21 protein-coding genes are annotated in these 23,189 nt (G+C 74.2%); 6 read left to right on the top strand and 15 right to left on the bottom strand.

All coding sequences use genetic code 11. The features are described 5' to 3' along the window. Nucleotides 1–13: 13 nt before the first annotated feature. From WCD58_RS00100 to metH, 3 genes are all read right to left on the bottom strand, one after another. Complete coding sequence (locus WCD58_RS00100) at nt 14–277, bottom strand: phosphoribosyl-ATP diphosphatase (RefSeq protein ID WP_133828708.1); 264 nt, start codon at nt 275–277, stop codon at nt 14–16. Between the two features lie 213 nt (nt 278–490). Beyond that, on the bottom strand, nt 491–1,201 hold the full coding sequence (locus WCD58_RS00105) for an HAD family hydrolase (protein WP_337698598.1): 711 nt from the start codon (nt 1,199–1,201) through the stop codon (nt 491–493). Nucleotides 1,202–1,216: 15 nt separating this feature from the next. Then, entirely contained in the window at nt 1,217–4,762 is a 3,546-nt protein-coding gene (gene metH / locus WCD58_RS00110) for a methionine synthase (RefSeq protein WP_337698599.1), read from the bottom strand. Nucleotides 4,763–4,944: 182 nt separating this feature from the next. On the opposite strand from metH, the gene WCD58_RS00115 reads away from it, so the two are divergent. Then, complete coding sequence (locus WCD58_RS00115) at nt 4,945–5,820, top strand: PAC2 family protein (protein WP_337700737.1); 876 nt, start codon at nt 4,945–4,947, stop codon at nt 5,818–5,820. Then, a complete protein-coding gene (locus tag WCD58_RS00120; protein ID WP_337698600.1) occupies nt 5,817–6,947 on the top strand; it encodes an MFS transporter in 1,131 nt (376 codons plus the stop codon). Before WCD58_RS00115 ends, WCD58_RS00120 begins: the two co-directional genes overlap by 4 nt. An 82-nt stretch (nt 6,948–7,029) precedes the next feature. Here the strand turns inward: WCD58_RS00120 and WCD58_RS00125 are convergent, their stop codons facing one another. The 6 genes from WCD58_RS00125 to WCD58_RS00150 form a co-directional block, all read right to left on the bottom strand. Continuing rightward, on the bottom strand, nt 7,030–8,202 hold the full coding sequence (locus WCD58_RS00125; RefSeq protein ID WP_337698601.1) for an MFS transporter: 1,173 nt from the start codon (nt 8,200–8,202) through the stop codon (nt 7,030–7,032). A 27-nt stretch (nt 8,203–8,229) separates the two neighbouring features. After that, nucleotides 8,230–9,618 (bottom strand): type VII secretion protein EccB, encoded by a 1,389-nt coding sequence (eccB, locus tag WCD58_RS00130; RefSeq protein WP_337698602.1) that lies wholly within the window; start codon nt 9,616–9,618, stop codon nt 8,230–8,232. A gap of 77 nt (nt 9,619–9,695) precedes the next feature. Continuing rightward, nucleotides 9,696–10,052 carry a DUF2237 family protein gene (locus tag WCD58_RS00135; RefSeq protein ID WP_337698603.1) on the bottom strand — a complete coding sequence of 119 codons (357 nt, stop codon included), beginning with the start codon at nt 10,050–10,052 and terminating at the stop codon, nt 9,696–9,698. Between the two features lie 24 nt (nt 10,053–10,076). Next, the gene (mshC, locus tag WCD58_RS00140) at nt 10,077–11,327 is read right to left on the bottom strand and encodes a cysteine--1-D-myo-inosityl 2-amino-2-deoxy-alpha-D-glucopyranoside ligase (protein WP_337698604.1); all 1,251 of its coding nucleotides are present in this window, start codon (nt 11,325–11,327) and stop codon (nt 10,077–10,079) included. A 294-nt stretch (nt 11,328–11,621) separates the two neighbouring features. Continuing rightward, a complete protein-coding gene (locus tag WCD58_RS00145; RefSeq protein ID WP_337698605.1) occupies nt 11,622–13,598 on the bottom strand; it encodes a VWA domain-containing protein in 1,977 nt (658 codons plus the stop codon). Continuing rightward, entirely contained in the window at nt 13,588–15,033 is a 1,446-nt protein-coding gene (locus WCD58_RS00150) for an ATP-binding protein (RefSeq protein WP_337698606.1), read from the bottom strand. Before WCD58_RS00150 ends, WCD58_RS00145 begins: the two co-directional genes overlap by 11 nt. A 301-nt stretch (nt 15,034–15,334) precedes the next feature. Between WCD58_RS00150 and WCD58_RS00155 the strand changes: the two genes are divergently transcribed. Further along, on the top strand, nt 15,335–15,781 hold the full coding sequence (locus tag WCD58_RS00155) for an excalibur calcium-binding domain-containing protein (RefSeq protein WP_337698607.1): 447 nt from the start codon (nt 15,335–15,337) through the stop codon (nt 15,779–15,781). A 98-nt stretch (nt 15,782–15,879) separates the two neighbouring features. Beyond that, on the top strand, nt 15,880–16,446 hold the full coding sequence (locus tag WCD58_RS00160; RefSeq protein ID WP_507237429.1) for a class F sortase: 567 nt from the start codon (nt 15,880–15,882) through the stop codon (nt 16,444–16,446). On the opposite strand, the gene WCD58_RS00165 is transcribed toward WCD58_RS00160, so the two are convergent. Next, complete coding sequence (locus WCD58_RS00165; protein WP_337698609.1) at nt 16,418–17,026, bottom strand: TetR/AcrR family transcriptional regulator; 609 nt, start codon at nt 17,024–17,026, stop codon at nt 16,418–16,420. The two genes, WCD58_RS00160 and WCD58_RS00165, sit on opposite strands and share 29 nt — an antisense overlap. Before the next feature lie 88 nt (nt 17,027–17,114). On the opposite strand from WCD58_RS00165, the gene WCD58_RS00170 reads away from it, so the two are divergent. Both WCD58_RS00170 and WCD58_RS00175 read left to right on the top strand, forming a co-directional pair. Beyond that, complete coding sequence (locus WCD58_RS00170; protein ID WP_337698610.1) at nt 17,115–17,861, top strand: SDR family NAD(P)-dependent oxidoreductase; 747 nt, start codon at nt 17,115–17,117, stop codon at nt 17,859–17,861. 34 nt (nt 17,862–17,895) lie between these two features. Beyond that, on the top strand, nt 17,896–18,696 hold the full coding sequence (locus tag WCD58_RS00175; RefSeq protein ID WP_337698611.1) for an enoyl-CoA hydratase/isomerase family protein: 801 nt from the start codon (nt 17,896–17,898) through the stop codon (nt 18,694–18,696). On the opposite strand, the gene WCD58_RS00180 is transcribed toward WCD58_RS00175, so the two are convergent. The 5 genes from WCD58_RS00180 to WCD58_RS00200 form a co-directional block, all read right to left on the bottom strand. Further along, nucleotides 18,642–19,967 carry an MFS transporter gene (locus tag WCD58_RS00180; protein WP_337698612.1) on the bottom strand — a complete coding sequence of 442 codons (1,326 nt, stop codon included), beginning with the start codon at nt 19,965–19,967 and terminating at the stop codon, nt 18,642–18,644. The two genes, WCD58_RS00175 and WCD58_RS00180, sit on opposite strands and share 55 nt — an antisense overlap. Then, entirely contained in the window at nt 19,964–20,902 is a 939-nt protein-coding gene (locus WCD58_RS00185) for an MBL fold metallo-hydrolase (RefSeq protein ID WP_337698613.1), read from the bottom strand. Before WCD58_RS00185 ends, WCD58_RS00180 begins: the two co-directional genes overlap by 4 nt. A gap of 83 nt (nt 20,903–20,985) precedes the next feature. Then, nucleotides 20,986–21,804 (bottom strand): SCO1664 family protein, encoded by an 819-nt coding sequence (locus WCD58_RS00190; RefSeq protein ID WP_337698614.1) that lies wholly within the window; start codon nt 21,802–21,804, stop codon nt 20,986–20,988. Nucleotides 21,805–21,808: 4 nt separating this feature from the next. Beyond that, the gene (locus tag WCD58_RS00195; RefSeq protein WP_337698615.1) at nt 21,809–22,378 is read right to left on the bottom strand and encodes a DUF3090 domain-containing protein; all 570 of its coding nucleotides are present in this window, start codon (nt 22,376–22,378) and stop codon (nt 21,809–21,811) included. 70 nt (nt 22,379–22,448) lie between these two features. Next, nucleotides 22,449–23,180 carry a histidine phosphatase family protein gene (locus WCD58_RS00200; RefSeq protein ID WP_337698616.1) on the bottom strand — a complete coding sequence of 244 codons (732 nt, stop codon included), beginning with the start codon at nt 23,178–23,180 and terminating at the stop codon, nt 22,449–22,451. Between the last annotated feature and the right edge of the window lie 9 nt (nt 23,181–23,189).

Raw genomic sequence — 23,189 nt, forward strand, 5'->3', positions numbered from 1 at the left:
TGCGGGTGTCGAACTACAGGTGCTTGTAGACCTCGGTGAGGGTGAGCCCGCGACCGAGCATGATGACCTGGACGCGGTAGAGCAGCTGGGAGATCTCTTCAGCCAGCTTGTCGTCGGTCTCGTACTCGGCCGCGATCCACACCTCGCCGGCCTCCTCGAGCACCTTCTTGCCCTGGGCGTGGACCCCGGCATCCAGAGCTGCCACGGTCCCCGACCCCTCGGGTCGGTCCCGGGCCTTGACGGTCAGCTCGTCGAAGAGCTCGTCGAACGTCTTCACGTCGAGCCATCGTCGCACGGAGCGGAATCCGGTCGCACACCACGGGATGTCCTCACTGTCCCCGGTCCTCCCGCCTGCGGTGGTCGTGCTGCGCCCTCCGGGCCGTGGGACGCGCCGAACGGACGGTCGGGCGGGCGGACACGCCCACGAGCGGGTCCGGCATCCCCCGTTCGCTCATCGCCCGTCCTCCGCTCCCCCGCTGCCGCCACGCGCTCAGTGCACGTCGGCCCGCGTCCGGTGGTCGCCCCGGACGGGGGCGCCACTGCGCAGCACCTCGCGCAGGTCGTCCACGGTCACCCCGACGAGACTCTCGCGCAGCACGCGGCGCTCCCCCGGCGGCACGGCGACCTCCGCGGGCACGACGAGGACGGTGGCGCCCGCTGCGACCGCCGAGCGCGTGCCCGTCGGCGAGTCCTCCACCGCCACGCAGGCCGTGACGTCGACGCCGAGCAGCTCGGCGGCGCGCCGGTAGGGGGCGGGGTCCGGCTTGGTCGCCGACACCTCGTCGCCGCACACCGTGACGTCGAAGAACCCGCGCCCGATGCTGTCGAGCGCGACGTCCGTCAGCTCCCGGTAGGTGCTCGTGACCAGCGCGGTCGGCAGCCCCGACGCCCGGACCGCCGCCAGCGCCTCCGGGGCGCCGGGACGCCACGGGAGGTCGTGGGCGAACAGGACCTTGGTGCGCTCGATCAGCCACCGGCCGTCGGCCTCGACGCCGGCGGCGTCGCCCGGGTCGAGGCCGACCTCGGCGCGCACCGTCGACACCGAGCGCCGCAGCGACGAGCCCACGAGGTCCTCGCGGGTCGCCGCGGACAGCGTGCCGCCGAGGTGGGCGGCGAGGTCGGCCAGGGACACGTCCCAGAGCCGCTCGGAGTCGACGAGCGTGCCGTCCATGTCCCACAGGACGGCCTGCAGCTCGGTCATCGCCCCGGAAGGAGATCAAGCATTGAAGTACTTCGCCTCCGGGTGGTGCACGACGAGCGCGTCCGTGGACTGCTCGGGGTGCAGCTGGTCCTCGTCGGAGAGCTCGACGCCGATGCGGCTCGGGTCGAGCAGGTCCACGATCTTCGCGCGGTCCTCGACGTCCGGGCAGGCGCCGTAGCCCAGCGAGAAGCGGGCGCCGCGGTAGCCGAGCTTGAAGTACTCGTGGACGTCCGCCGGGTCCTGGTCGGCCATCGTGGAGCCGTCGGCGAACGTCAGCTCCTCGCGGACGCGGCGGTGCCAGTACTCGGCCAGCGCCTCGGTGAGCTGCACGCCGAGGCCGTGGACCTCGAGGTAGTCGCGGTAGGAGTTCTCCGCGAACAGCTTGTTGGCGAAGTCCGCGATGGGCTGGCCCATCGTCACCAGGTTCATCGGCATGACGTCGACGCCGCCGAGCTCGCGGGCCTCGTCGCGGGTGCGGAAGAAGTCCGCGAGGCACAGGCGCCGGTCGCGCTTCTGGCGCGGGAAGGCGAAGCGGTGCAGCTCGCCCGCGTCCGGCTTGGCCTCGTCGAGCACCACCACCTCCTGGCCCTCGGAGATCACCGGGAAGTACCCGGTGACGAGGGCGGCGTGGCTGGTGATGCCCTCGGACTGCAGCCGGTCGAGCCAGTAGCGCAGGCGCGGGCGGCCCTCGGTCTCGACGAGCTCGTCGTACGACGGGCCCTCGTCGCCCTTCTGGCCGCGCAGGCCCCACTGCCCGAAGAAGGTGGCGCGCTCGTCGAGCAGGGCGGCGAAGTCCTGCAGCCGCAGGCCGCGGACCACGCGGGTGCCCCAGAACGGCGGCGTCGGGACCTCGATGCGCCGCGCGACGTCGGAGATCGCGGTCGGGTCGAACGCGGGGTTCTCCTCGCCGGCCTCGGCCTCGCGCTTGGCCTTGATGCGCTCGGAGCGCTCGCGGCGCTCCTTGCGCTCGGCCATCTTCTCCTTCTCCTCGTCCGAGGGCCCCTCCCCGGTCATCACCGAGTCCATGAGCTTGAGGCCCTCGAACGCGTCCTTCGCGTACCGGACGTCGCCCTGGTAGAGCTCGCCGAGGTCGTTCTCGACGTAGGAGCGGGTCAGCGCGGCGCCGCCGAGCAGCACCGGGTACTTCTCGGCGATCCCGCGGTCGTTCATCTCCTGCAGGTTGTCCTTCATGACCACGGTGGACTTCACCAGCAGCCCGGACATCCCGATCGCGTCGACCTTGTTCTCGTCCGCGGCCTCGAGGATGGCGTTGATCGGCTGCTTGATGCCGATGTTCACCACGTCGTAGCCGTTGTTGGACAGGATGATGTCGACGAGGTTCTTGCCGATGTCGTGGACGTCGCCCTTGACCGTCGCCAGCAGGATCTTGCCCTTGCCGGAGTTGTCGGTCGCCTCCATGTGCGGCTCGAGGTGGGCCACGGCGGCCTTCATGACCTCGGCCGAGGCGAGCACGAACGGCAGCTGCATCTTGCCGGCGCCGAAGAGGTCGCCGACGACCTTCATGCCACCGAGCAGGTCGGTGTTGATGATCTCGAGCGGGTCCTTCTCCTGCATGCCGGCGTCGAGGTCCTCCTCGAGCCCGTTGCGGTCGCCGTCGATGATCCGCTGCGCGAGGCGCTCGAAGAGCGGCATCGCGGCGAGCTTCTCGGCGCGCTCGTCCTTCGCCGACTGCGCCGACACGCCCTCGAAGAGGTTCATGAAGTGCTGCAGCGGGTCGTGCTTCTCGCGGCGGTCGTAGACGAGGTCGAGCGCGGCCTCGCGCTGCTCCTCGTCGATCTGCGAGAACGGCAGGATCTTGGAGGCGTTGAGGATCGCGGTGTCGAGACCGGCGTCGACGCACTCGTTGAGGAAGACGGAGTTGAGCACCTGGCGGGCGGCCGGGTTGAGGCCGAAGGAGATGTTGGACAGGCCCAGCGTGGTCTGGACCTGCGGGTACTTCTCCTTGAGCTGCTTGATCGCGTTGATCGTCTCGATGCCGTCCTTGCGGACCTCCTCCTGGCCGGTGGAGATCGGGAAGGTCAGGCAGTCGATGATGATGTCCTCGACCCGCATGCCCCAGTTCTCGGTGAGGTCCTCGATGAGGCGGAAGGCGACGCGCGTCTTCCACTCCGCGGTGCGGGCCTGGCCCTCCTCGTCGATGCAGAGCGCGACCACCGCGGCGCCGTGCTCGCGCACCAGCCGCATGATCTTCTGGAACCGCGAGTCCGGCCCGTCGCCGTCCTCGTAGTTCACCGAGTTGATCGCCGAGCGCCCGCCGAGCTGCTCCAGGCCGGCCTCGAGCACCTCGGGCTCGGTGGAGTCGAGCACCACCGGCAGCGTCGAGGCCGTCGAGACGTCGTGGGACAGGCGGTCCATGTCGGCGACGCCGTCACGCCCGACGTAGTCGATGCACAGGTCCATCCAGTGCGCGCCCTCGCGGGTCTGCGCCTTGGCGATGTCGACGCACTTCTCGTAGTCCTCCTCGACCATCGCCTCGCGGAAGGCCTTGGAGCCGTTGGCGTTGGAGCGCTCGCCGATCATCAGCAGGCCGGTCTCCTGCCGGAACGGCACGGAGTGGTACATCGACGAGATGCCCGGCTCGGGCTGCGGGTCGCGGGCGAGCGGCGTGAGGTCGCGGCACTTCTCGGCCAGCGCGCGCACGTGGTCGTTCGTGGTGCCGCAGCAGCCGCCGACGAGCTGCAGGCCGTAGTCGGTGATGAACGAGGCGCAGTAGTCGGCCAGCTCGTCGGGCCCCAGGGGGTACTCGGGGCCGTTCGGGCCGAGCTCGGGCAGGCCGGCGTTGGGCATGACGCTGACCGGGATGCGCGACTGGCGCGAGAGGGCGCGCAGGTGCTCGCTCATCTCGGCGGGGCCGGTGGCGCAGTTGAGGCCGATGCCGTCGATGCCCAGCGGCTCGAGCGCGGTGAGCGCCGCGGTGATCTCGGAGCCGACCAGCATCGTGCCGGTGAGCTCGACGGTGACGTGGCAGATGACCGGGACGCGCTTGCCGTACTGGTCCATCGCCCGGTAGGCGCCGAGGATGGCGGCCTTGGACTGGAGCAGGTCCTGGCAGGTCTCGACGAGGATCGCGTCGGCGCCGCCCTCGAGCTGGCCGAGCACCGACTCGACGTACGCGTCGCGCAGCTGCGCGTAGGGCGCGTGGCCGAGGGTCGGCAGCTTGGTGCCGGGGCCGTTGGAGCCGAAGACGAAGCGCGGGCGATCGGGCGTGGAGTACTCGTCGGCGGCCTGGCGGGCGATCTTGGTGCCCTCGAGGGCGAGCTCGCGGATCCGGTCCGGGATGTCGTACTCGTTGAGGTTCGGCCAGTTGGTGCCGAACGTGTTCGTCTCGATGATGTCGCTGCCGGCCTCGAGGTGGCCCTGGTGCACGGCCAGCACGGCGTCGGGGCGCGAGACGTTCAGGATCTCGTTGCAGCCCTCGAGCTGCTGGAAATCGTCGAGCGAGAGGTCCTGGTCCTGGAGTGCGGTTCCCATGGCACCATCGCCGATGAGGACCCGGGAATGCAGCGCGGACAGGAATGCAGACTCACTCGAAGTAGTCATCACACGATCGTAACGTGATCGAGGAGCAGTGCCAGGCGCACTGCGAGCCTCGTCACGAGTCGTAGGCTGTTCGCGTGTCCGTGCCCGACGACCGCCCCGACGAGCCCGTCCCGACCCCGGAGATCACTCCGGACGACACCGAGGAACCCGCCGCGCAGCCCGTGGACCCCAGCGCGCCGGTGATGCTGGCGGCGTTCGAGGGATGGAACGACGCCGGGGACGCGGCCAGTACGGCGGTCGAGCACCTCGCGCTGCACTGGGACGCCACCGAGCTCTCGGCGATCGACCCCGACGAGTACTACGACTTCCAGGTCTCGCGCCCCACGATGCGCCTGGTCGACGGCGTGAGCCGGGCCATCGACTGGCCCACCACCCGCCTCACCCGCTGCCGCCCGCCCGGGTCCGCGCAGGACCTCGTGCTCGTGCGCGGGATCGAGCCGAACATGAAGTGGCGCGCGTTCTGCGCCGAGATCATCGAGTACGCCCGCGAGCTGGGCGTCGGCACGGTGATCACGCTCGGCGCGCTGCTCGCCGATACGCCGCACACCCGCCCCGTGCCCGTCACCGGCACCTCGTTCGACAAGGCGTCGGCGGCCCGCTACCGCCTGCAGCGCTCGCGCTACCAGGGCCCCACCGGGATCGTGGGTGTGCTGCAGGACTCCTGCGTGCAGGCCGGGATCCCCGCCATCTCGTTCTGGGCCGCGGTGCCGCACTACGTGTCCCAGCCGCCCGCCCCCAAGGCCACGATCGCCCTGCTGCAGCGCGTCGAGGAGGTCCTCGACGTCGAGGTGCCGCTCGGCGGCCTGCCCGAGCAGGCCGAGAAGTGGGAGCGCACGGTCTCGGAGATGGCCGACGAGGACGACGAGGTGCGCGAGTACGTCAAGGCCCTCGAGGAGGCAGGCGACGCCGAGACCGACCTCGAGGAGGCCTCGGGCGAGGAGATCGCCGCGGACTTCGAGCGCTACCTGCGCCGTCGCGGTCCGGGCGGCGGCCCGCCCGGCCCCGGCGGCACCGCCGGCGGCCCGCCCGGGCCCGGCAAGGGTCCCTGGGAGCGGTGAGCTCGCCGGCACCCTCCACGACCTCGGGGGTCGACCGGCTCCGGATCGCGGCGCTCTACGCGGGCGGCTTCCTCGGGCCGTTCGGCGGCGGCATCACGGCGTCGATGCTGCCCGAGCTCGGCGCCGACCTCGGGCTCTCGCCGTCCGCGGCGTCCGCGTCGCTGACCGCGTACCTGCTGCCGTTCGCGCTGCTCATGCTCGTGTCCGGGACGCTCGGCCAGCGCTGGGGCGCCCGCCGCACGGTGCGCGTGGCCTACGTGGCCTACGTGGTGTTCTCGCTGCTCGGCGCGGTCGCGGGCACCGGGTGGCTCTTCCTCGCCGCGCGGGCGCTGCAGGGCGCGGCCAACGCGTTCACGACGCCCCTGCTGCTGGCCTCGCTGGCCGCGGCCACGCCGCGGGAGCGCCTGGGTCGCTCGCTGGGGGTCATGGGCTCGCTGCAGGCGGCCGGGATGACGTTTGCGCCGCTGGTCGGCGGGCTGGCCGCCGCGGTCGACTGGCGTCTCGCGTTCATCGGTGTGGCGGCGGTGGCGGCGCTGCTCGCGGTCGCCGGGATCCCCGCCGACCCCCCGCGCGACCCGGCAGGCCCGCCGCGCCTGCGCGACGCCTGGCGGCCCGCCGTGCTGCGGCTCGGGCTGGTCGCCGGGCTCGCGTGGGGCGCGCTCGGCGGGCTGTCGTTCCTCGTCGCCCTGCGCGTCGAGGACGCCTTCACCCTCGGCGCCGCGCTGCGCGGTGCCCTGCTCACCGGTTTCGGTGTCTGCGGGCTGCTCACCGCGCGCCTCATCGGATCCGGCGTGGACCGCTTCGGGCCGGGCGTGACGATCCGCGTCGGCGCGGTCGCGGGCGCGCTGCTCGTCGGGGCGGTCGGGGTGCTGCCCTCCGCGCTCGCCGTCGCCGTGGCGTGGGCGCTCGCCGGGGCGACCGCGCAGCTCGTGCTGGTGGGCGTCAACACCCTGGTCCTGCGCGGCACCACGGCCGGCGGGGTGTCGGTCGTGCAGGCCGGGCGCTTCCTCGGCGCCTCGGCCTCGCCCGCGCTGTTCCTCGCGCCCTACCACCTCTCCCCCGTCGCCGGGTTCGGTCTCGCCGGCGTCGTGCTGCTCGCCGCGGGGGTGCTGGCGCCGCGGCGGTGAGCGGGGCGCGCGGTCCCCGGGGAGCGAGGGACTCCTCCGCTGCGTGGGAGGCAGCGAGGGTGACCCTCGCTGCCCCCACCGCTCAGGGCGCGACGAGGCGGCGCGCACCCGGGAGGGCGAGGGCGGCGCCCGCGAGCGCCGAGACGATCGCGAGCCCGGCGAGCGGACCCGTGAGGCTGCCGTCCCCCGCGAGCGCCGAGAGCAGGTAGGGCACGCCGAAGCCCAGGTAGGCGCACGCGTAGAAGGTGCCGGTGAGGGCGCCGCGCTCGCTGGGGAGCGCGAGGCCGGCGACGATCGTCAGCCCGGACGTGAGGCACAGCCCGTACCCCGCGCCGAGCAGCAGCGACACCGGGAGCAGCACGGGCCACGCGCCGGTCGCGAGCGCCAGGAGCGCCAGCCCGAGGCCGGCCGCCCCGAGCGCCAGGCCCACCGGGCCCGCCCGCTCCGCGCCGAGGCGCCGCGCCAGCGGTGGGACCAGTGCGCCGGTGGACAGGGTGACGCCCGCGACGATCCCGGCGATCGCCACCGCGATGCCCGGCATCTGCGGGGTGAGCAGCAGCGGCAGGACGGTGGCGGCGGTGGACGGGAACGCGAACACCCCGATCGCGATCGGCACGACGACGAGCACGAACGCGCGCCGGGTGCCGGCCGGGACGCCGAGGTTGACGACCGGTCCGCCCACGCGCCGGCGATCCGGCAGGAGCGTCTCGGGGACCAGCGGCAGCAGCGCCACCGCGACGACCATGAGCGCGACGTGCACGAGGTAGGGCAGCACGGTCGGGAGCACCACCCACTGCCCCATCAGCCCGGCGACCAGCGGGCCGCCGGCCCAGCCCATCGCGAGCGCGATCGTCGTCAGCCGCGCGGACCGGCCGGGCTCGCCGATCAGCTCGCCCAGCCAGGCGGTGCCGACGCTGAACACCACCCCGGACACCGCGCCCTGCAGGAACCGCCCGGCGAACAGCACGAGCACCGACGAGCTCGCCGCGAGGAAGAGGATCGAGACCAGCCCGGCGAGCACCACGAAGGGCACGACCACCGGCCGTCGTCCCAGGCGGTCCGACGCCGGGCCCGAGAGCAGCAGCGCGGGGATCAGCCCGGCCGCGTAGACGCCGAACGCCGCGGTCAGCGTGGTCGGCGCGAGCCCGAGGGTCTCCCGGTAGACCAGGAGCAGGGGCGTCGGCACGTTGGTGCCGAAGGCGACGACGAGCACGACCGTCCACAGCGCCCACGGCGCGGCGAGCGCACCTCTCATGCCCGGCACCCTGCCGTACGCGGGCCCTCAGCGAGCCGTCTGCGCCGCGAGGGGATCGAGCGTGGGGCCGCGCGGGAGGAGGTCCAGCACGGCGCGCGGTGCCGGGCGCGGGGTGCCGAGGCCGAGCGCCGCCGCCGCGGCCGGGTCGGGCACGGGGTACACGCGCCCGCCGGGGTCGACGAGCACCGCCGGACCGGTCCCCTGGGCAACGACGTACGCCCCGCCGCCCGCGACCCAGGCGCCGTCGAGGGGCGGGCCGACGAGCGGGGTCGGCGCGGCCGGGCCGGGCAGGGCGGGCGCGGCGAACAGCGCGGCGGTGCCCGTCGCGTCGGGGCGCGCGCAGACGGTGGTGGCGGCCTCGTAGGTGACCGGGCGCGGGAACGTCGCGGGGTAGGCGCGCACGTCGACGACCGCCACGCGCGGGGCGTCGGCGAGGCGCCCGGCGGGCACGGCGGCGATGCCGGGGTCGGCGGCGGGGTCGGTGTTGGCGAACCGGGCGAGCTGGGCGACGACCGCGGGCACCTCCTGCACCCCGTCGGCGGCGACGAGGAAGAAGCGGGTGCCGTCCGGGCTGACCACCGTGCCGACCTGGACGCCGAGCGCGGCGGTCCGCGGCTCGGTGGGCGTGGTGCCGGTGCCCGGCACGGTGACCTGCTGCAGCGGCGGGCCCTGGGGCAGCGTGCCCAGGAGGGCGGGGCTGGCGGCCCGCGCCCGGGCGCCGGTGAGCTCGAGGCCCCGGACGACGGCGCCGGCCCCCGGCGTGATCAGGGCCCGGCGGCCCTCGGTGACCAGCCAGAACGCGCCGTCGGCACCGCGCAGGAGCAGGGCCTCCTCGGGGGCGAGCGGGCGCCCCGGCGACGGGAGGCCCCCGAGCGCCACCGTCGAGAGCGCAGGGTCCGCGGCGGGGTCGGGCACCGAGGGGTCGAGGGTCACCTGGTCGCACACGGCCCAGGCGTCCGGCACGGGGGCCGCCGGGTCCGGCAGCACCGCCGGCGCGCCGGGGATGCCCGCGGGCGCGGTGCGGGGTGCCTCGGCGAGCAGGTCGTCGCGCACCGGCACCGGGGGGCCGAGGACGTCGGTGTTCCCGGCCGACGCGGCGAGCAGGCGCGCGGAGGTCAGGTTCAGCGCGGGCACCAGACGGTCGGGGCCGTGGGCGACGGCGTACAGCGCGCCGGAGGGCTCGCCGCGCACCACCGCCTCGTCGCGCCACCCCTCGTCGCCCCGGACCAGCCCGACGACGAAGAACCCGACGAGCGCCAGCACCCCGAGGACCGCGCCGACGAGCAGCGCCCGGTTCTGGCGGCGGCCGGGGTCGTGGCGGGGTGTCGGGTCGCGGCCCACCAGCGCGGACTCCAGCCGGCGCACGGCGAACCGGTGCGCCTGCACCTGCGTCGTCGTCGGCGGGTCCGAGGGCACGACGCGATGCCTACCGCATGTGAGCGTTCCGGGTCGCCCGGACGACACAAGACACTCACGTGCGCGGCGCGCATCGCTCACTCCAGGGCGCGGTGCTTCTCCAGGTCCGCGAGGTCGACCCACTCCAGCGTGCGGGCGTGGGTGGCCTCGAGGACGACCGGCGGGGCGACGCCGGCGTCGAGCGCCTCCTTCCACCGGTCCGCGCACAGGCACCAGCGGTCGCCGGGCGTCAGGCCCGGGAAGTGCGGCGCCGGGCGGGTGAGGTCGTTGCCCCGGGAGGCGCTGAAGCTGAGGAACTCCTCGGTGACGCGGGCGCACACGGTGTGCACGCCCGCGTCCTCCGGGCCGGTCTGGCAGCAGCCGTCGCGGTAGAAGCCGGTGACGGGGTCGTGACTGCAGTCGGCGAGCTCGCCGCCGAGGACGTTGCGGGCCATGCCTCCCGCATACCCCGGTGCGCCTCAGCGCAGCGGCACACCGAGCAGCGCGTCGACGGCGTCGGCGATGCGGGTCGGACCGTCGGGGGTCCAGCCCTCGCCGCCGCGGCGGCCGAGCACCTCGTCGGCCCAGGCGTCCAGGGCGGCCAGCGCGCCCGGGGTGTCGAGGTCGTCGGCGAGGTGGGCGCGCACGCGGGCGATCGTGTCCTCGGGGTCCGGGCCGGTCGGGGCCGCGGCCGCCTCGCGCCAGCGGTGCAGGCGCGCCTGGCCGCCGGTGAGGAGGTCGGCGGTCCAGGACCGGTCGGTGCGCCAGTGCCCGCCGAGCAGGGCGAGGCGCACGGCCATCGGGTCGACGCGGTCGGCGCGCAGGCGGGAGACGAAGACGAGGTTGCCCTTCGACTTCGACATCTTCTCGCCGTCGAGGCCGATCATCCCGGCGTGGCAGTAGTGCCGGGCCAGCGGGTGCGCGCCGGTGAGCGCCTCGGCGTGCGCCGAGCCGAACTCGTGGTGCGGGAACGCGAGGTCGGACCCGCCGCCCTGCAGGTCGTACTGGTCGCCCAGGCGGTTCAGCGCGATCGCGGCGCACTCGACGTGCCAGCCGGGGCGCCCCTCGCCGAGGTCCGAGGGCCAGGACGGCTCCCCCTCGCGGGCCATGCGCCACAGCAGCGCGTCGAGCGGGTGGCGCTTGCCCTTCCGCTCCGGGTCGCCGCCGCGCTGGGGGAAGACCTCGAGCATGCGCGCCTCGGAGTAGCGCGAGACGTAGCCGAAGTCCTGCGTCGCGGTGTGGTCGTGGTAGACGTCGGGGAACTCGGCGTCGTCGGCGCGGTAGCCCGCGCCGCTGGCCAGGAGCTTGCCGACCAGCTCGCTGATCTCGTCGACCGCCTCGACGGCGCCGATGAACTCCCGCGGCGGGAGGATCCGCAGCGCGGTCATGTCCTCGCGGAACAGCGCGGTCTCGCGCATCCCGAGGACCACCCAGTCGTCGCTGTCGCGCTCGGCCCGCTCGAGCAGGGGATCGTCGATGTCGGTGACGTTCTGGACGTAGTGCACGTCGTGGCCGGCGTCGAGCCAGAGGCGGTTGATCAGGTCGAACGCCAGGTAGGTCGCCGCGTGGCCGAGGTGGGTCGCGTCGTAGGGCGTGATGCCGCAGACGTACATCCGGGCGGTGGGGCCCGGCGAGGTCGGCCGGATGCTGTCGCTCGCGGTGTCGTGCAGGCGCAGCGGGGGCGGGCTTCCGGGGACCCGCGGGATGTCGACCGATGACCAGGCTCGCATGGTCACGAGCCTAAGCCCGACGGGCCGCAGATTCCGGCGCCCGTGGCGAACCGCTCGCTCGTCGGGCGCGAACACCCGTGTGGAACCCCGGCCGGGTCGTGTCAGCAGGGCCGTCGTGGGCGAGCACGTCGCCCCTGCACGGGATGACGGACCCGGCCGGGGTGGCCGGGAGCCGCGGGGGGGATCGGCTCCAGCCACGGTCGAGCGTACGCGGTGTCGCCCCCGGTAGTCGTGACGCCCGAGTGCGGGCGGTTCGTTCACCCGGTCAGGGTGTTCGCCCGTCGGCCGCCCAGCTCAGCGTCGTCGGCGGCTCGCCAGGTAGTCGCTCACCACGGCGGCTCCGAGCCCGTCGAGGTCGGGGTTCACGACCCGCCCGCCGGCCCGCCGCGCGACGAGGTCCACGAACGCCTCGAGCCGCGGGTCGTCGCCGAGCATGAACACCGTCATCGCCGCGTTCAGCCGCGCCAGCGCATCGACCTCGCCGAGCGTCGCCCGCAGGGTCTCCGGGCTCGGCGGGTAGTCGAACGCCGCGTGCCCGTCGGGCTCGAGGTGCGCGGTGGGCTCGCCGTCGGTGACGACGAGGACGACCGGCGCCGCGTCGGCGTTCCTGCGCAGGTGCCGCCCGGCCAGCAGGAGCGCGTGGTGCAGGTTCGTGCCCTGCTCCCACGCCCCTTCCAGCGCGGTCAGCTCCCCCAGCTCGACCTCCTTGGCGTGCCGCCCGAAGGTGACGAGCTGCAGGGCGTCACCCCGGAACCGGGTCGAGACCAGGTGGTGCAGCGCCAGCGCGGTGCGCTTCATCGGCACCCACCGCCCGTCGGCGACCATCGACCACGAGGTGTCGACGCACAGCGCCACCGCCGCGCGGGTGCGCTGCTCGGTCTCGACGATCTCCACGTCGGTGACGTCGAGGGCCCGCGGGTCGCCGGACGCGTGCCGCATCTCCGCGTTGAGCAGCGTCCGGGGCACGTCCCACTGCTCCGTGTCGCCGAACGACCACGGCCGCGTGGCACCGGTGGCTTCCCCCGCCGCGCCGGAGCGCTGGGTCTCCCGCTCGCCACGCCGCGTCGACAGCGACCCGACGACGTCGCGCAGCGACGACTGCCCGAGCTGGCGCAACGCCTTCGGCGAGAGCATCAGCGAGCCGTCCGCCGCGCGCTGGAACACCCCCTGCCGCTCGAGCTCACGCTGCAGCTCCGCCAGACGCTGAGCGTCGACGCGCGCCTGCTCGCCGAGCGTCGCCTCGAGCGCCTCGAGGTCGATGTCCTCCATGCGCGCGCCCGGGTACGACTGCGAGAGCTGCTCGGCCAGGGCGTCCATCTGCCCGAGCTCCTCCATGGCGCGGGTCGCCTCGCCCATGCCGAGCGGGTCCTCGCCGCGGAAGCGCCCGCGCCCCTGCCAGTCCTCGCCGGGGCGCATGCCCTGGAGCTGCTGGTCGAGCCGCGAGAGCTGCTCGGCGAGCCGCGGGTCGCCGAAGGCCTGCTGCATGAGGCCCTCGAGCTCGGCGCGCTGCTCGGCCGACAGCGAGTTCATCATCCGCTGCGCCGCCGCCGACCGCTCCGCGAGCAGGTCGATCAGCTCGTCGGTGCTCTGCGGGTTCTCGGGGAAGAACTCGCCGTGCTTGCCCATGAACTCGCGGAACTGGTCGGTGGTGTCCTCACCGCGTCCGTGGGCCTCGAGCAGGTCGTTGAGATCCGAGATCATCTCGCGGACACGCTCGACGTCCTCGGGCGTGGCGTTCTCCATCGCCTGCTTCATGCCCTGGAAGCGCTGGTCGAGCGCCTCCCGACCGAGCAGGTCCTGGATCTGCTCGTAGGCGGCGCGCGCCTCGGCGTTGCGCCAGTCGTAGTCCTGCAGCTCGCGCACCGCGCCCGCCGGTGACGGGGGCAGCGCGTCGAGCTGCATCTCCCGGAACCGGGCGTCGTCGGAGTCCTCGGCCTGCAAGGAGTTGCGCTCGGCCTCGAGCGCCTGCTCGAGCAGCTCGCGGACCTCCTGCAGCGTGCCGTCGAGGCGGTGGGTGCGCTGCAGCCGGCTGCGTCGCTCGTTGAGCCGGCGCATGAGGTCGTCGAGACCCTGCTGCTCCCCGAGCCCGCGGCGCATCAGCTCCTGCATCGCCTGCCGCGGCGAGGTGCCCTCCATGACGTCGCGGCCGAGCTGGTCCATCGCCTCGCGCAGGTCGAACGGCGGGGCGAGCGGATCGGGGCCGTCGTAGTACCGGCCGTAGGAGTAGCGACCGGACGCCGGTCCGGTCGGGCCTGCCGGATCAGCCGCCATAGGCCACCGTCCCCGCGTCCTCGTCGTCGTCCTTGGCCAGCTTGCGGGTGAGGTACAGGTGCTCGAGCGCCAGCTCGACGGCGCTGGCCAGCGGCCCGGGGGCCTCCGTGCCGGCGGCGCCGAGACGCTCGGCGACCGTGTAGACCACCGAGATCGACGGCAGCGCGTCGACCACCTGGCGGGCGGCGACGCGGTCGCCGGTGACGACCCGTCGGTCGCCCTCCAGGGCCGACACCCCGTCGGCCAGGGGCGACAGGTCGACCCCGGCGAGCCGGGCGCGGGCGGTCTCGGTGATCGAGCGGCGCAGCAGGTGGGTGAGCAGCTCGGCCTCGCGGCCCTCCTCCCCCGACTCGAACTCGAGCTTGCCGCGCAGCACCGGCGGCACGGCCTCGAGGTCGACGGGGCGGGCCACGGCGACCTCCTCACCGGTGACCGCGGCGCGGCGCAGCGCGGCGGCCGCGACGGTCTCGGCGGCGGCGATCGTGAAGCGGGCGGACACGCCGCTGCGCTGGTCGACCGCGCCGGACTGGCGCAGGTGGCGGGTGAAGCGGGCGAGGACCTCGACGAGGTGGTCGGGCACCTCGGCGACGAGCTGGGCCTCCTGGCGGGTCAGGGCGACCTCGCCGGCGACCTCGAGCGGGTAGTGGGTGCGGACCTCGGCGCCGAAGCGGTCCTTGAGCGGGGTGATGATCCGCCCGCGGTTGGTGTAGTCCTCGGGGTTCGCGCTGGCCACGAGCATGATGTCCAGCGGCAGGCGCAGCGTGTAGCCGCGCACCTGGATGTCGCGCTCCTCCATGACGTTGAGCAGCGCGACCTGGATGCGCTCGGCGAGGTCGGGCAGCTCGTTGATCGTCACGATGCCGCGGTGGGCTCGTGGTACGAGGCCGTAGTGGATGGTCTCGGGGTCGCCGAGGCTGCGGCCCTCGGCGACCTTGACCGGGTCGACGTCGCCGATGAGGTCGGCGACGCTGGTGTCGGGCGTGGCGAGCTTCTCGGCGTAGCGCTCGTCGCGGTGCCGCCACGTGATCGGCAGGTCGTCGCCCAGCTCGGCGACGCGGCGCCGGCTGGCCGGGATGATCGGGTCGGCCGGGTGCTCGCCCAGCTCGGAGCCCGCGATGACCGGCGTCCACTCGTCGAGCAGGTTCACCAGGCTGCGCAGCAGCCGCGTCTTGCCCTGGCCGCGCTCGCCGAGCAGCACCACGTCGTGCCCGGCGAGGATCGCCCGCTCGAACTGGGGCAGCACGGTGCGGTCGAACCCGACGATCCCCGGCCAGGGGTCCTCGCCGGCCCGCAGGCGGGCCAGCAGGTTGTCACGCAGTTCGGTCCGCACACCGCGGACCGTCGCCGCCGGGTGGCCGCTGCGGGCCAGCTCACCGGCGGTGGTGGGGAGGCCTGAGGGAACAGTGGGAACGGAGGGAGCAGCAGAAGAGCTCACCTCTCCACGCTACGTCGCGGGACGTGATCCGGCTCCCCGCTTCTGCTGTGCGAGAACACGGAGACGAAGCGAAGCGAGAGCTCGACCATCGAGGGAGCGGGCCGTACCCGTGCCCGGCTCGCCCGATCCGTCGCGTCCGGCGGGATCCCCCGAAGGTGTCGCCCGACGCGCCGTCACGCTGCGTGTGGTTTGAACACTCACTGGAGTTGACTGCGTCCGCTCCTCCCGCGCGGGGCGGGAGGGCCGTGGACGATCGGCGGGGATCATGCAGCGATCCAGGCACTGTGCGGTGGTGGCCGGGGTGTCGGCCCTCCTGTTCCTCGGGACGGCCGGGCCGGCGCTGGCCGTCCCGGCGGTCTACTACGCCAACTGCACCGAGGCGTTCGCCGCCGGCGTGCAGAACATCCCCCAGGGCACGCCCGGCTACCGGCCCGCGCTCGACCGCGACCGGGACGGCGTCGCCTGCGACCAGGGCGACCCGGCCAACGCGGCCGGCGCCAGGACGGTGACGGACGAAGCCGTCGATGTCGTCGATGCCGTCGATCCCGCGGAGCCCGCTCAGGTCGAGGTGGTCCCCGTCGGCGCGGCGCCGACCGGCGACGGGTCGTCGGTCGACCTCGACGAGCTGGTGGAGCAGGACGCTCCGGCCGCGTCCGTCTCCTCGTCGGTGCTGTGGTGGTCGGGCGGCGGGCTCGGCGTGCTGCTGGCGTGTCTCGTGGCGGGCCGCAGGCCGTCGTCGCAGCGGTGAACCGGCACCGTCGCCAGGACCCCTCGCCGGTCGACCCCTCGGTCGTCGTCCGCGTCGTGGCCGTGCTCGCGTTCGTCCTCAGCGCCGTGTGCGCGGCGATGGGCGTGGCGACCGCGACGTCGGACGGGGCCGGGGCGAGCGCGGATCCGTGCCCGCCGGTGACGACGCCGTTCCGTGCCGATGCCGAGCCGATGGCCGCGGCCGACCCGGTGGCGATCACCGTCGACCGCATCGACGCCTGCTCCTCGCTCGTGCCGGTCGGGGTCGACGCGCAGCGGCGCATCGAGGTGCCGTCGGTGCACACCCCGGAGCAGGCCGGCTGGTACCGCCACGGGCCCACGCCCGGGGAGCGCGGCCCGGCCGTCGTGGTCGGGCACGTCGACGGTGACGGCAGGCGCGGCGTGTTCGCCGACCTCGCCGAGGCCACCACCGGCGACCGGGTCACCATCACGCGCCGCGACGGGTCGCTCGCGGTGTTCACCGTGACCGGCACCGTGCAGGTCTCGAAGAACTGGTTCCCCACCCGCGACGTCTACGGCGACACCGCGGGCGCCGAGCTGCGGCTGATCACCTGCGGCGGCGCGCTCGACGCCTCCGGGCGGTCGTACGAGGACAACGTGATCGTCTACGCGCGCCTCACCGGGCAGAGCCGACCCCAGGGCTGACCAGCTTCATCAGGGTGTCGGCGAGCTCGTCGAACGCGCGCTCCTGCTCGTCCTCGGCGAGACCCGCGCACCACAGCGGCGCCTGGCTCATCGCTGCGTGCATGGCCTGCAGGGTCGTCCCGGTGGCGACGACCGCGAACTCGCCGCTCTCCAGGCCCTCGGCGAGGAGCGTGCGGAAGACCTGGTCGTGGCGCCGGCGCATCTCGGTGATCCGGGCGCGCAGGGCGTCGGGCCAGGTCCGCGGCACGAGGAACAGGCGCAGGGCGGCGGGGTACTCGCGCACGGCGATCGCGACGTGGGCGCGGATCAGGGCCCGCAGCCGCTCCCCCGCACTCCCCGGCGCGCTGGCGGCCATCGCCTCGAGGCGCCCGGTCCAGTCGCTGCCCAGCGTCTCGATGGCCGCGGTCGCGAGCTCGTCCTTGCCCGCGAAGTAGTAGTAGAGCGAGCCCTTGGTGACGTCGAGCCGCTCGGCGACGTCCTCGAGGCTGACCGCGTCGTAGCCGCGCTCGCCGAACAGCTCGGCGGCGACCGCGAGGATCTGCTCGACCCGCCGGCCCCGCTTGCGCTCGGTGCGGCTCACCGTCGTGAGGATGGCGGCGGATTGACTGCGAAGTCAAACTTTGACCCACGGGTTGACTCGCTGCGCGAACCTTGCCAGCGTCCTGCGCATGGGCAGGATGGACGAACGGATCGCGATCGTGACCGGCGCCGGCCGGGGCATCGGTCGCGGCATCGCCGAGAAGCTCGCCGCGGAGGGCGCCACGGTGGTGGCCACCGACGTCGACGGCGACACCGCGCGGGACACCGCGGCCGCCCTCGGGGGCAGTGCCGTCGGCCTGGCCACCGACGTCGCGGACCGCGCGTCGGTCGACGAGACGGTCGCCGACGTGCGCGCGCGGTTCGGCCGCATCGACGTCCTGGTCAACAACGCCGGCTGGGACAAGGCGGGGCCGTTCGTCGACTCCGACCCGGCCGACTGGGACAAGGTCATCAGGATCAACCTCTACGGGGTGCTGCACACCTCGAAGGCCGTGCTCCCGATCATGGCCGAGCAGGGCGGCGGGCGCGTGGTCAACCTCGCGTCCGACGCGGGCCGGGTCGGCTCCTCCGGGGAGGCCGTGTACTCGGCGGCCAAGGGCGGGGTCATCGCGTTCACCAAGACCTGCGCCCGCGAGATGGCCCGCCACCGGATCGGCGTCAACTGCGTGTGCCCCGGCCCGACCGACACGGCGCTGTTCGCCGAGTTCGCCGGGGACGACCCGAAGCTGCGCGAGGCCCTGACCAGGGCCATCCCGCTGCGCCGCCTCGCCCAGCCCGAGGACCTCGCGGGCGCCGTCGCCTTCCTCGCCTCCGACGAGGCCGCCTACATCACGGGCCAGACGCTGTCGGTCAGCGGCGGGCTGACGATGAGCTGATCCTGTTCCCCACACCGCCAACCGAGGAGTCGACGTGTCCTTCGAGGGCTACGAGCAGCTGATCTTCGAGCGCCGCGAGCACGGCGTCCTGCTGATCACCATCAACCGTCCCGACAAGTACAACGCCGCCGACGAGGGCCTCCACGGCGAGCTCGCCCGGGTCTGGCGCGACGTGAACGACGACCCGCAGACCCGCGTCGCGGTGATCACCGGGGCCGGCAAGGCGTTCTCCGCAGGCGGCGACCTCGCCATGGTCGAGCGGATGGCCGGCAACTACGACGGCGTGCAGCACATGCTGCGCGAGATGTCCGACCTGGTCTACAACATCATCGACTGCGACAAGCCGATCGTCTCGGCGATCAACGGGGTCGCCGTCGGGGCGGGCGTGGTCGTGGCGCTGCTCGCCGACGTCGCGATCGCCGCCGAGGACGCCAGGCTCGGCGACGGGCACGTCAAGCTCGGCGTCGCGGCCGGCGACCACGCCGCGATCATCTGGCCGCTGCTCGCGGGCATGGCCAAGGCGCGCTACTACCTGCTCACCGGCGAGATGGTCACCGGCGCCGAGGCCGAGCGGTTCGGCATGGTGGCCAAGGCGCTGCCCCGCGACCAGGTGCTCGACGAGGCCCTGCGCGTCGCCGACACCCTGGGCCAGGGCTCGCAGCAGGCCATCCGGCTCACCAAGCGCAGCCTCAACAACTGGCTGCGCAGCGCCGGGCCGACCTTCGACCAGTCGGCGGCCTACGAGATGCTGACCTTCCTGGGCCCCGACGTCGTCGAGGGCTACACCGCGCTGCGGGAGAAGCGGGCGCCGGTGTTCCCGTCGGCGGCCGACTGAGCCCGGACCCTCCGCGCGGAGCGCGCGATCCCCACCAGCGCCGCCGCCCACACCGGCGCCTGCACGAGCATGGCGATGCGGAACGCGTCGAGCGTGTAGGTGTCGGGGGTGCCGGCGCCCTGCAGGTCGAGGGCGACGCCGACGACCAGGACGACGGCGACGGTGGAGACGAAGCCGCCGACGTTGACGATCCCCGACGCGCGCCCGATGCGCTGCGGCGGCACCGCGGCGCGGGCGATGTCGAAGGCGACCAGGGACGCCGGGCCTCCGCCGCCGAGCACGACGACGTGCAGGGCGAGCAGCGCGAGCGGCGCCGGACCGGGCCAGGCGAGGACGACGAGCCACGACACGGCCTGGGCCACGGTGGCGACGACGATCAGCCGCACCCGGCGCGCCGGGAACCGCCCGGCGAGCGTCCCGAGCAGCGGTCCGATCACGATGCCCGCGACGACGTAGAGCACGAGCAGGCCCTGGGCGGTCCCGCCGGCGAGGCCCTCGCCGCCGGTGAGGAACGGGAAGCCCCAGAGCAGCCCGAACACGTTGCCGGGGAACGGCGCGGCGAGGTGGCACCAGAAGGCCAGCCGCACCCCGGGCTCGCGCAGCGCCGCCGCCACTCCCCCGGCGACGCTCGGGCCGTCCAGACCGGTCGAGCTCCGCTCCGCTCCGTCTCCGGCGGGGGCGCTGCTGCCGGCCGGGCCGTCGCGGACCACCGCGATCACGAGCACGGCGACGAGCACCGCGGTGCCGCCCGCCATGAGGTAGGCGGGCGTCCAGCCCGTCCCGAGCACCAGGGCGGCGAGCGGGACCGCGGAGACCACCTGCCCGAGCTGGCCGAGGATGCCGGCGAGCTGGTTGAGCAGCGGCACGCGCCGGGCGGGGAACCACGAGGGGATCAGCCGCAGCACGCTGACGAAGGTCACCGCGTCCCCGGCGCCGACGAGCATGCGCCCGGCCACGGCCAGCCAGAACGGCGCGGCGAGCGCCAGTACGACCTGCCCGACGGCGACGAGCACCGCCCCGCCCGCGATCACCCGGCGCGGGCCGACCCGGTCGACGAGCACGCCGGCGGGGATCTGCAGCGCCGCGTACACCGCGAGCTGGACGACCGCGAGCAGCGACAGCACGCCCGACGAGACGTCGAAGCGCTCGGCGGCGGTGACGCCGGTGGCCGCGAGCGACGACCGGCCCGTCACCGCGGCGACGTAGGCGAGGACGGCGACGCCCCAGACGGCGAGCGCCTGGGCGGACAGGCGCGGGGGGACCACGCTCACAGGACCCGCGTCCCCCCGACGGGCAGGTCCCAGAGGTCGGCGCGGTCGCGCCCGTCGCGCACCCACTCCTCGCGGACGCGCTCCAGCGGCTCGAGCACCGGCTCGCCGGACAGCACGAAGGTGCCCCAGTGGATGGGGACGAGGTGGCGCGCGCCGAGGTCCCCGGCCGCCCGGACCGCCTCGGCGGGGTCCATGTGCACCCCGCGCAGCAGCCGCCGCGGCGCGTAGGCGCCGACGGGCAGGACGGCCACCTCGATGCCGGCGTGCCGTTTCCCGATCCGCGCCGGGAAGGGCCCGTAGCCGGTGTCGCCGGCGTGGATCACGCTGCGGCCGCCGGCGCCCGTGACCACCCAGCCGCCCCACAGCCGCCGGCAGGTGTCGCCGAGGGTGCGCCGGGACCAGTGGTGGGCGGGGACGAACTCGATCTCGGTGGTGCCGATGCGGGCGCTCTCCCACCAGTCCAGCTCGGTGACGTCGGTGAACCCGCGGCGGGCGAACCACGGCCTGCTGCCGCCGCCGACCAGCACCGGCGTCGAGCGCGGGAGGCGCTTCAGGGTGGGCGCGTCGAGGTGGTCGTAGTGGTCGTGGCTGATGAGCACGGCGTCGAGCGGCGGGAGCTGGTCGGGGGTGAGGGCCGGCGCGGTCAGCCGCCGGCGGGCGCCGGGGATGCCGCCGACGAGCACGGGGTCGACGAGCACCGTGACGTCGTCGACGTGCAGCAGCACCGACGCGTGGCCCAGCCAGGTGACCGCGATCCGCCCCGGCCCGGCCGCCGGCGGGTGGGGGTCGGCCGGGACCACGGGGACCCGCGAGCCGTCGCGGTCGGCGGGGAACGTCCGGAAGAGCTCGAACGCCTGCACCGGATTGAGGAGGTCGGCGGTGCGCCGGTGGTGGAAGTCGCGCGGCCAGCGCGGATCGCGGCGTGCGAACAGCACGGCGGTGGCACCTCGGATCGGGGCTATGTGAGCACCTTCCGGGCCGATGGGCCCGGAAAGTGCTCACATGGGGTCGGGACGGGCTAGAAGGCGGGCCACGGGATCGGGGGCCAGCGGCCACCGGGCGAGGGCAGCTCGTCCGCGTCGAGGAGCTTCGAGACGCGCGAGCGCAGCGCGGTGACCTCGGCGCGGGTGAGGTGGTCGTGCAGCGTGTCGTTCAGCCCGGCGGCGTTGCCGGGCGAGAGCGCGGCCCGCAGCCGGCGCAGGCCATCCCGCACGTCGTCGGTCAGCGGCTCGCCGACCCAGCCCCACAGCACCGTGCGCAGCTTCTCCTCGCGGTGCAGGCAGATGCCGTGGTCGACGCCGTAGACGCCGCCGTCCTCCCCGGCCAGGACGTGCCCGCCCTTGCGGTCGGCGTTGTTGACGACGACGTCGAGCGCGGCCATCCGCCGCAGCGCCGGGTCGTCGGCGTGCACGAGCAGCGCCGGGTCGCCGTCCATCCCGCGGGCGCGCAGGACGGTGCGCCAGTTCTCGTCGACGTCCTTGGGCGAGAGGATGTCGACCAGCTCGCGCTCGTCGTCGGTCTCGATCCAGCGCTGCACCATGCCGGGCCCGAACGGGCCGTCACGCAGCACGGTCGGCGGCACCACGCGGAAGCCGGCGGCCTCGCTGACGAGGAAGGTCGCGACCTCGCGGCCCGCGAGCGTGCCGTCGGGGAAGTCCCACAGCGGACGCTCGCCGCGCACCGGCTTGTAGACGCAGTGCTCCTCGACGCCGTTGACCGCGATCGAGCAGAACAGCGTGGTGTTGGAGGCCTCGGTGAGGCGTCCCTCGACCTCGATGCGGCCGTGGAGCAGCAGCTCCAACGCGTCCTGGGTGGTCTCGTCCGTCGGCTGGTCCACGCGCCTACTCGGGGGTGGTGACGCGTCGGTAGCCGTTCTGCCGCGGGCACACGTGGCCGGCGGCGTCGAGCGGCTGCGTGCACAGCGGGCACAGGCGGCGGCCGGCCCCCACGACCCGCTCGGCCCGCGTCGCGAACGCACGCGCCCCGGCCGGTGAGAGGAACACACGCAGGGCGTCGGGGCCCTCGTCGGTGTCGTCGAGGACGACCGACTCGTCGACCTCCTCCTCGGTGACCGCGAGGAGCTCGACGACGACGTTGCGCGACTCGGCGTCCCAGCCCAGGCCCATCGTGCCGACCCGGAACTCCTCCTCGACCGGGACCTCGAGCGGCGAGGTGTCCACCTCGTCCTCGGGCACGGCGACGGGGACGTCGGCGCCGAAGCGGCGCGAGACCTCCTCCAGCAGGGTGCCGATCCGCTCGGAGAGCACCGAGACCTGCTGCTTCTCGAGCAGCACGCTCACCTTCCGGGCCTGCTCGGTGGCCTGGAGGTAGAAGGAGCGCTCGCCGGGCTGCCCGACGGTGCCGGCGACGAACCGGTCGGGCTGGCGGAAGACGTGGATCACCCTGGGCATGACATCTCGATCGTAGGACTCCGGGCAGGGCGGCGCTGGAGGACGGTGTCCTCGGGCGTCGGCGGAAGCTTCATGCTACTCCGGTCGACCCACCGACGGTGGCCTCCTCGGGCACCGCGTCCTCGGCCGGCGGCTGCTCCGCGTCCCCGTCCGTCTTCTCCGACTCCGGCTTCGGGACCAGCGCGGACAGGTCGCCGCCGGTGTCGTTGACCCGCACCACGAACGGACGCGTCGGCGTGTAGCTGATCACGCTCACCGAGCACGGGTCGATGACGATCCGCTGGAACGAGTCGAGGTGCAGACCCAGGGCGTCGGCGACAGCGGCCTTGATCACATCGCCGTGGCTGCAGGCGACCCACAGGGACTTCTCGCCGTGCTCGGCGCCGACGCGCGCGGCGTGGCGGCGGATCGCGGCGACCGAGCGTGCCTGCATCGCGGCCAGCCCCTCGCCGCCGGGGAACACGGCGGCCGACGGGTGGGCCTGGACGACCTTCCAGAGGTCCTCCTTGCCCAGGTCGCCGAGCTTGCGGCCCGTCCACTCGCCGTAGTCGACCTCGGCGAGGTCGGGCTCGACGGTCGCGGTGAGCCCCCGGGCCTCCAGCAGCGGCGCGAGCGTCTCCTCGCAGCGCAGCAGCGGCGACGTCACGACCGCCGCGAGCGGGAGCTCGGCGAGGCGGTCGACCAGCTTCTCGGCCTGCGTGCGCCCGTGGTCGTCGAGGCTGACCCCGGGCGTGCGACCGGCGAGCACCCCCGAGGTGTTGGCCGTCGACCGGCCGTGCCGCAGCAGGATCACCGTCGTCACGTCACGACC

This window comes from Actinomycetospora flava (assembly GCF_037400335.1).
In the GTDB taxonomy this organism is placed as follows: domain Bacteria; phylum Actinomycetota; class Actinomycetes; order Mycobacteriales; family Pseudonocardiaceae; genus Actinomycetospora; species Actinomycetospora flava.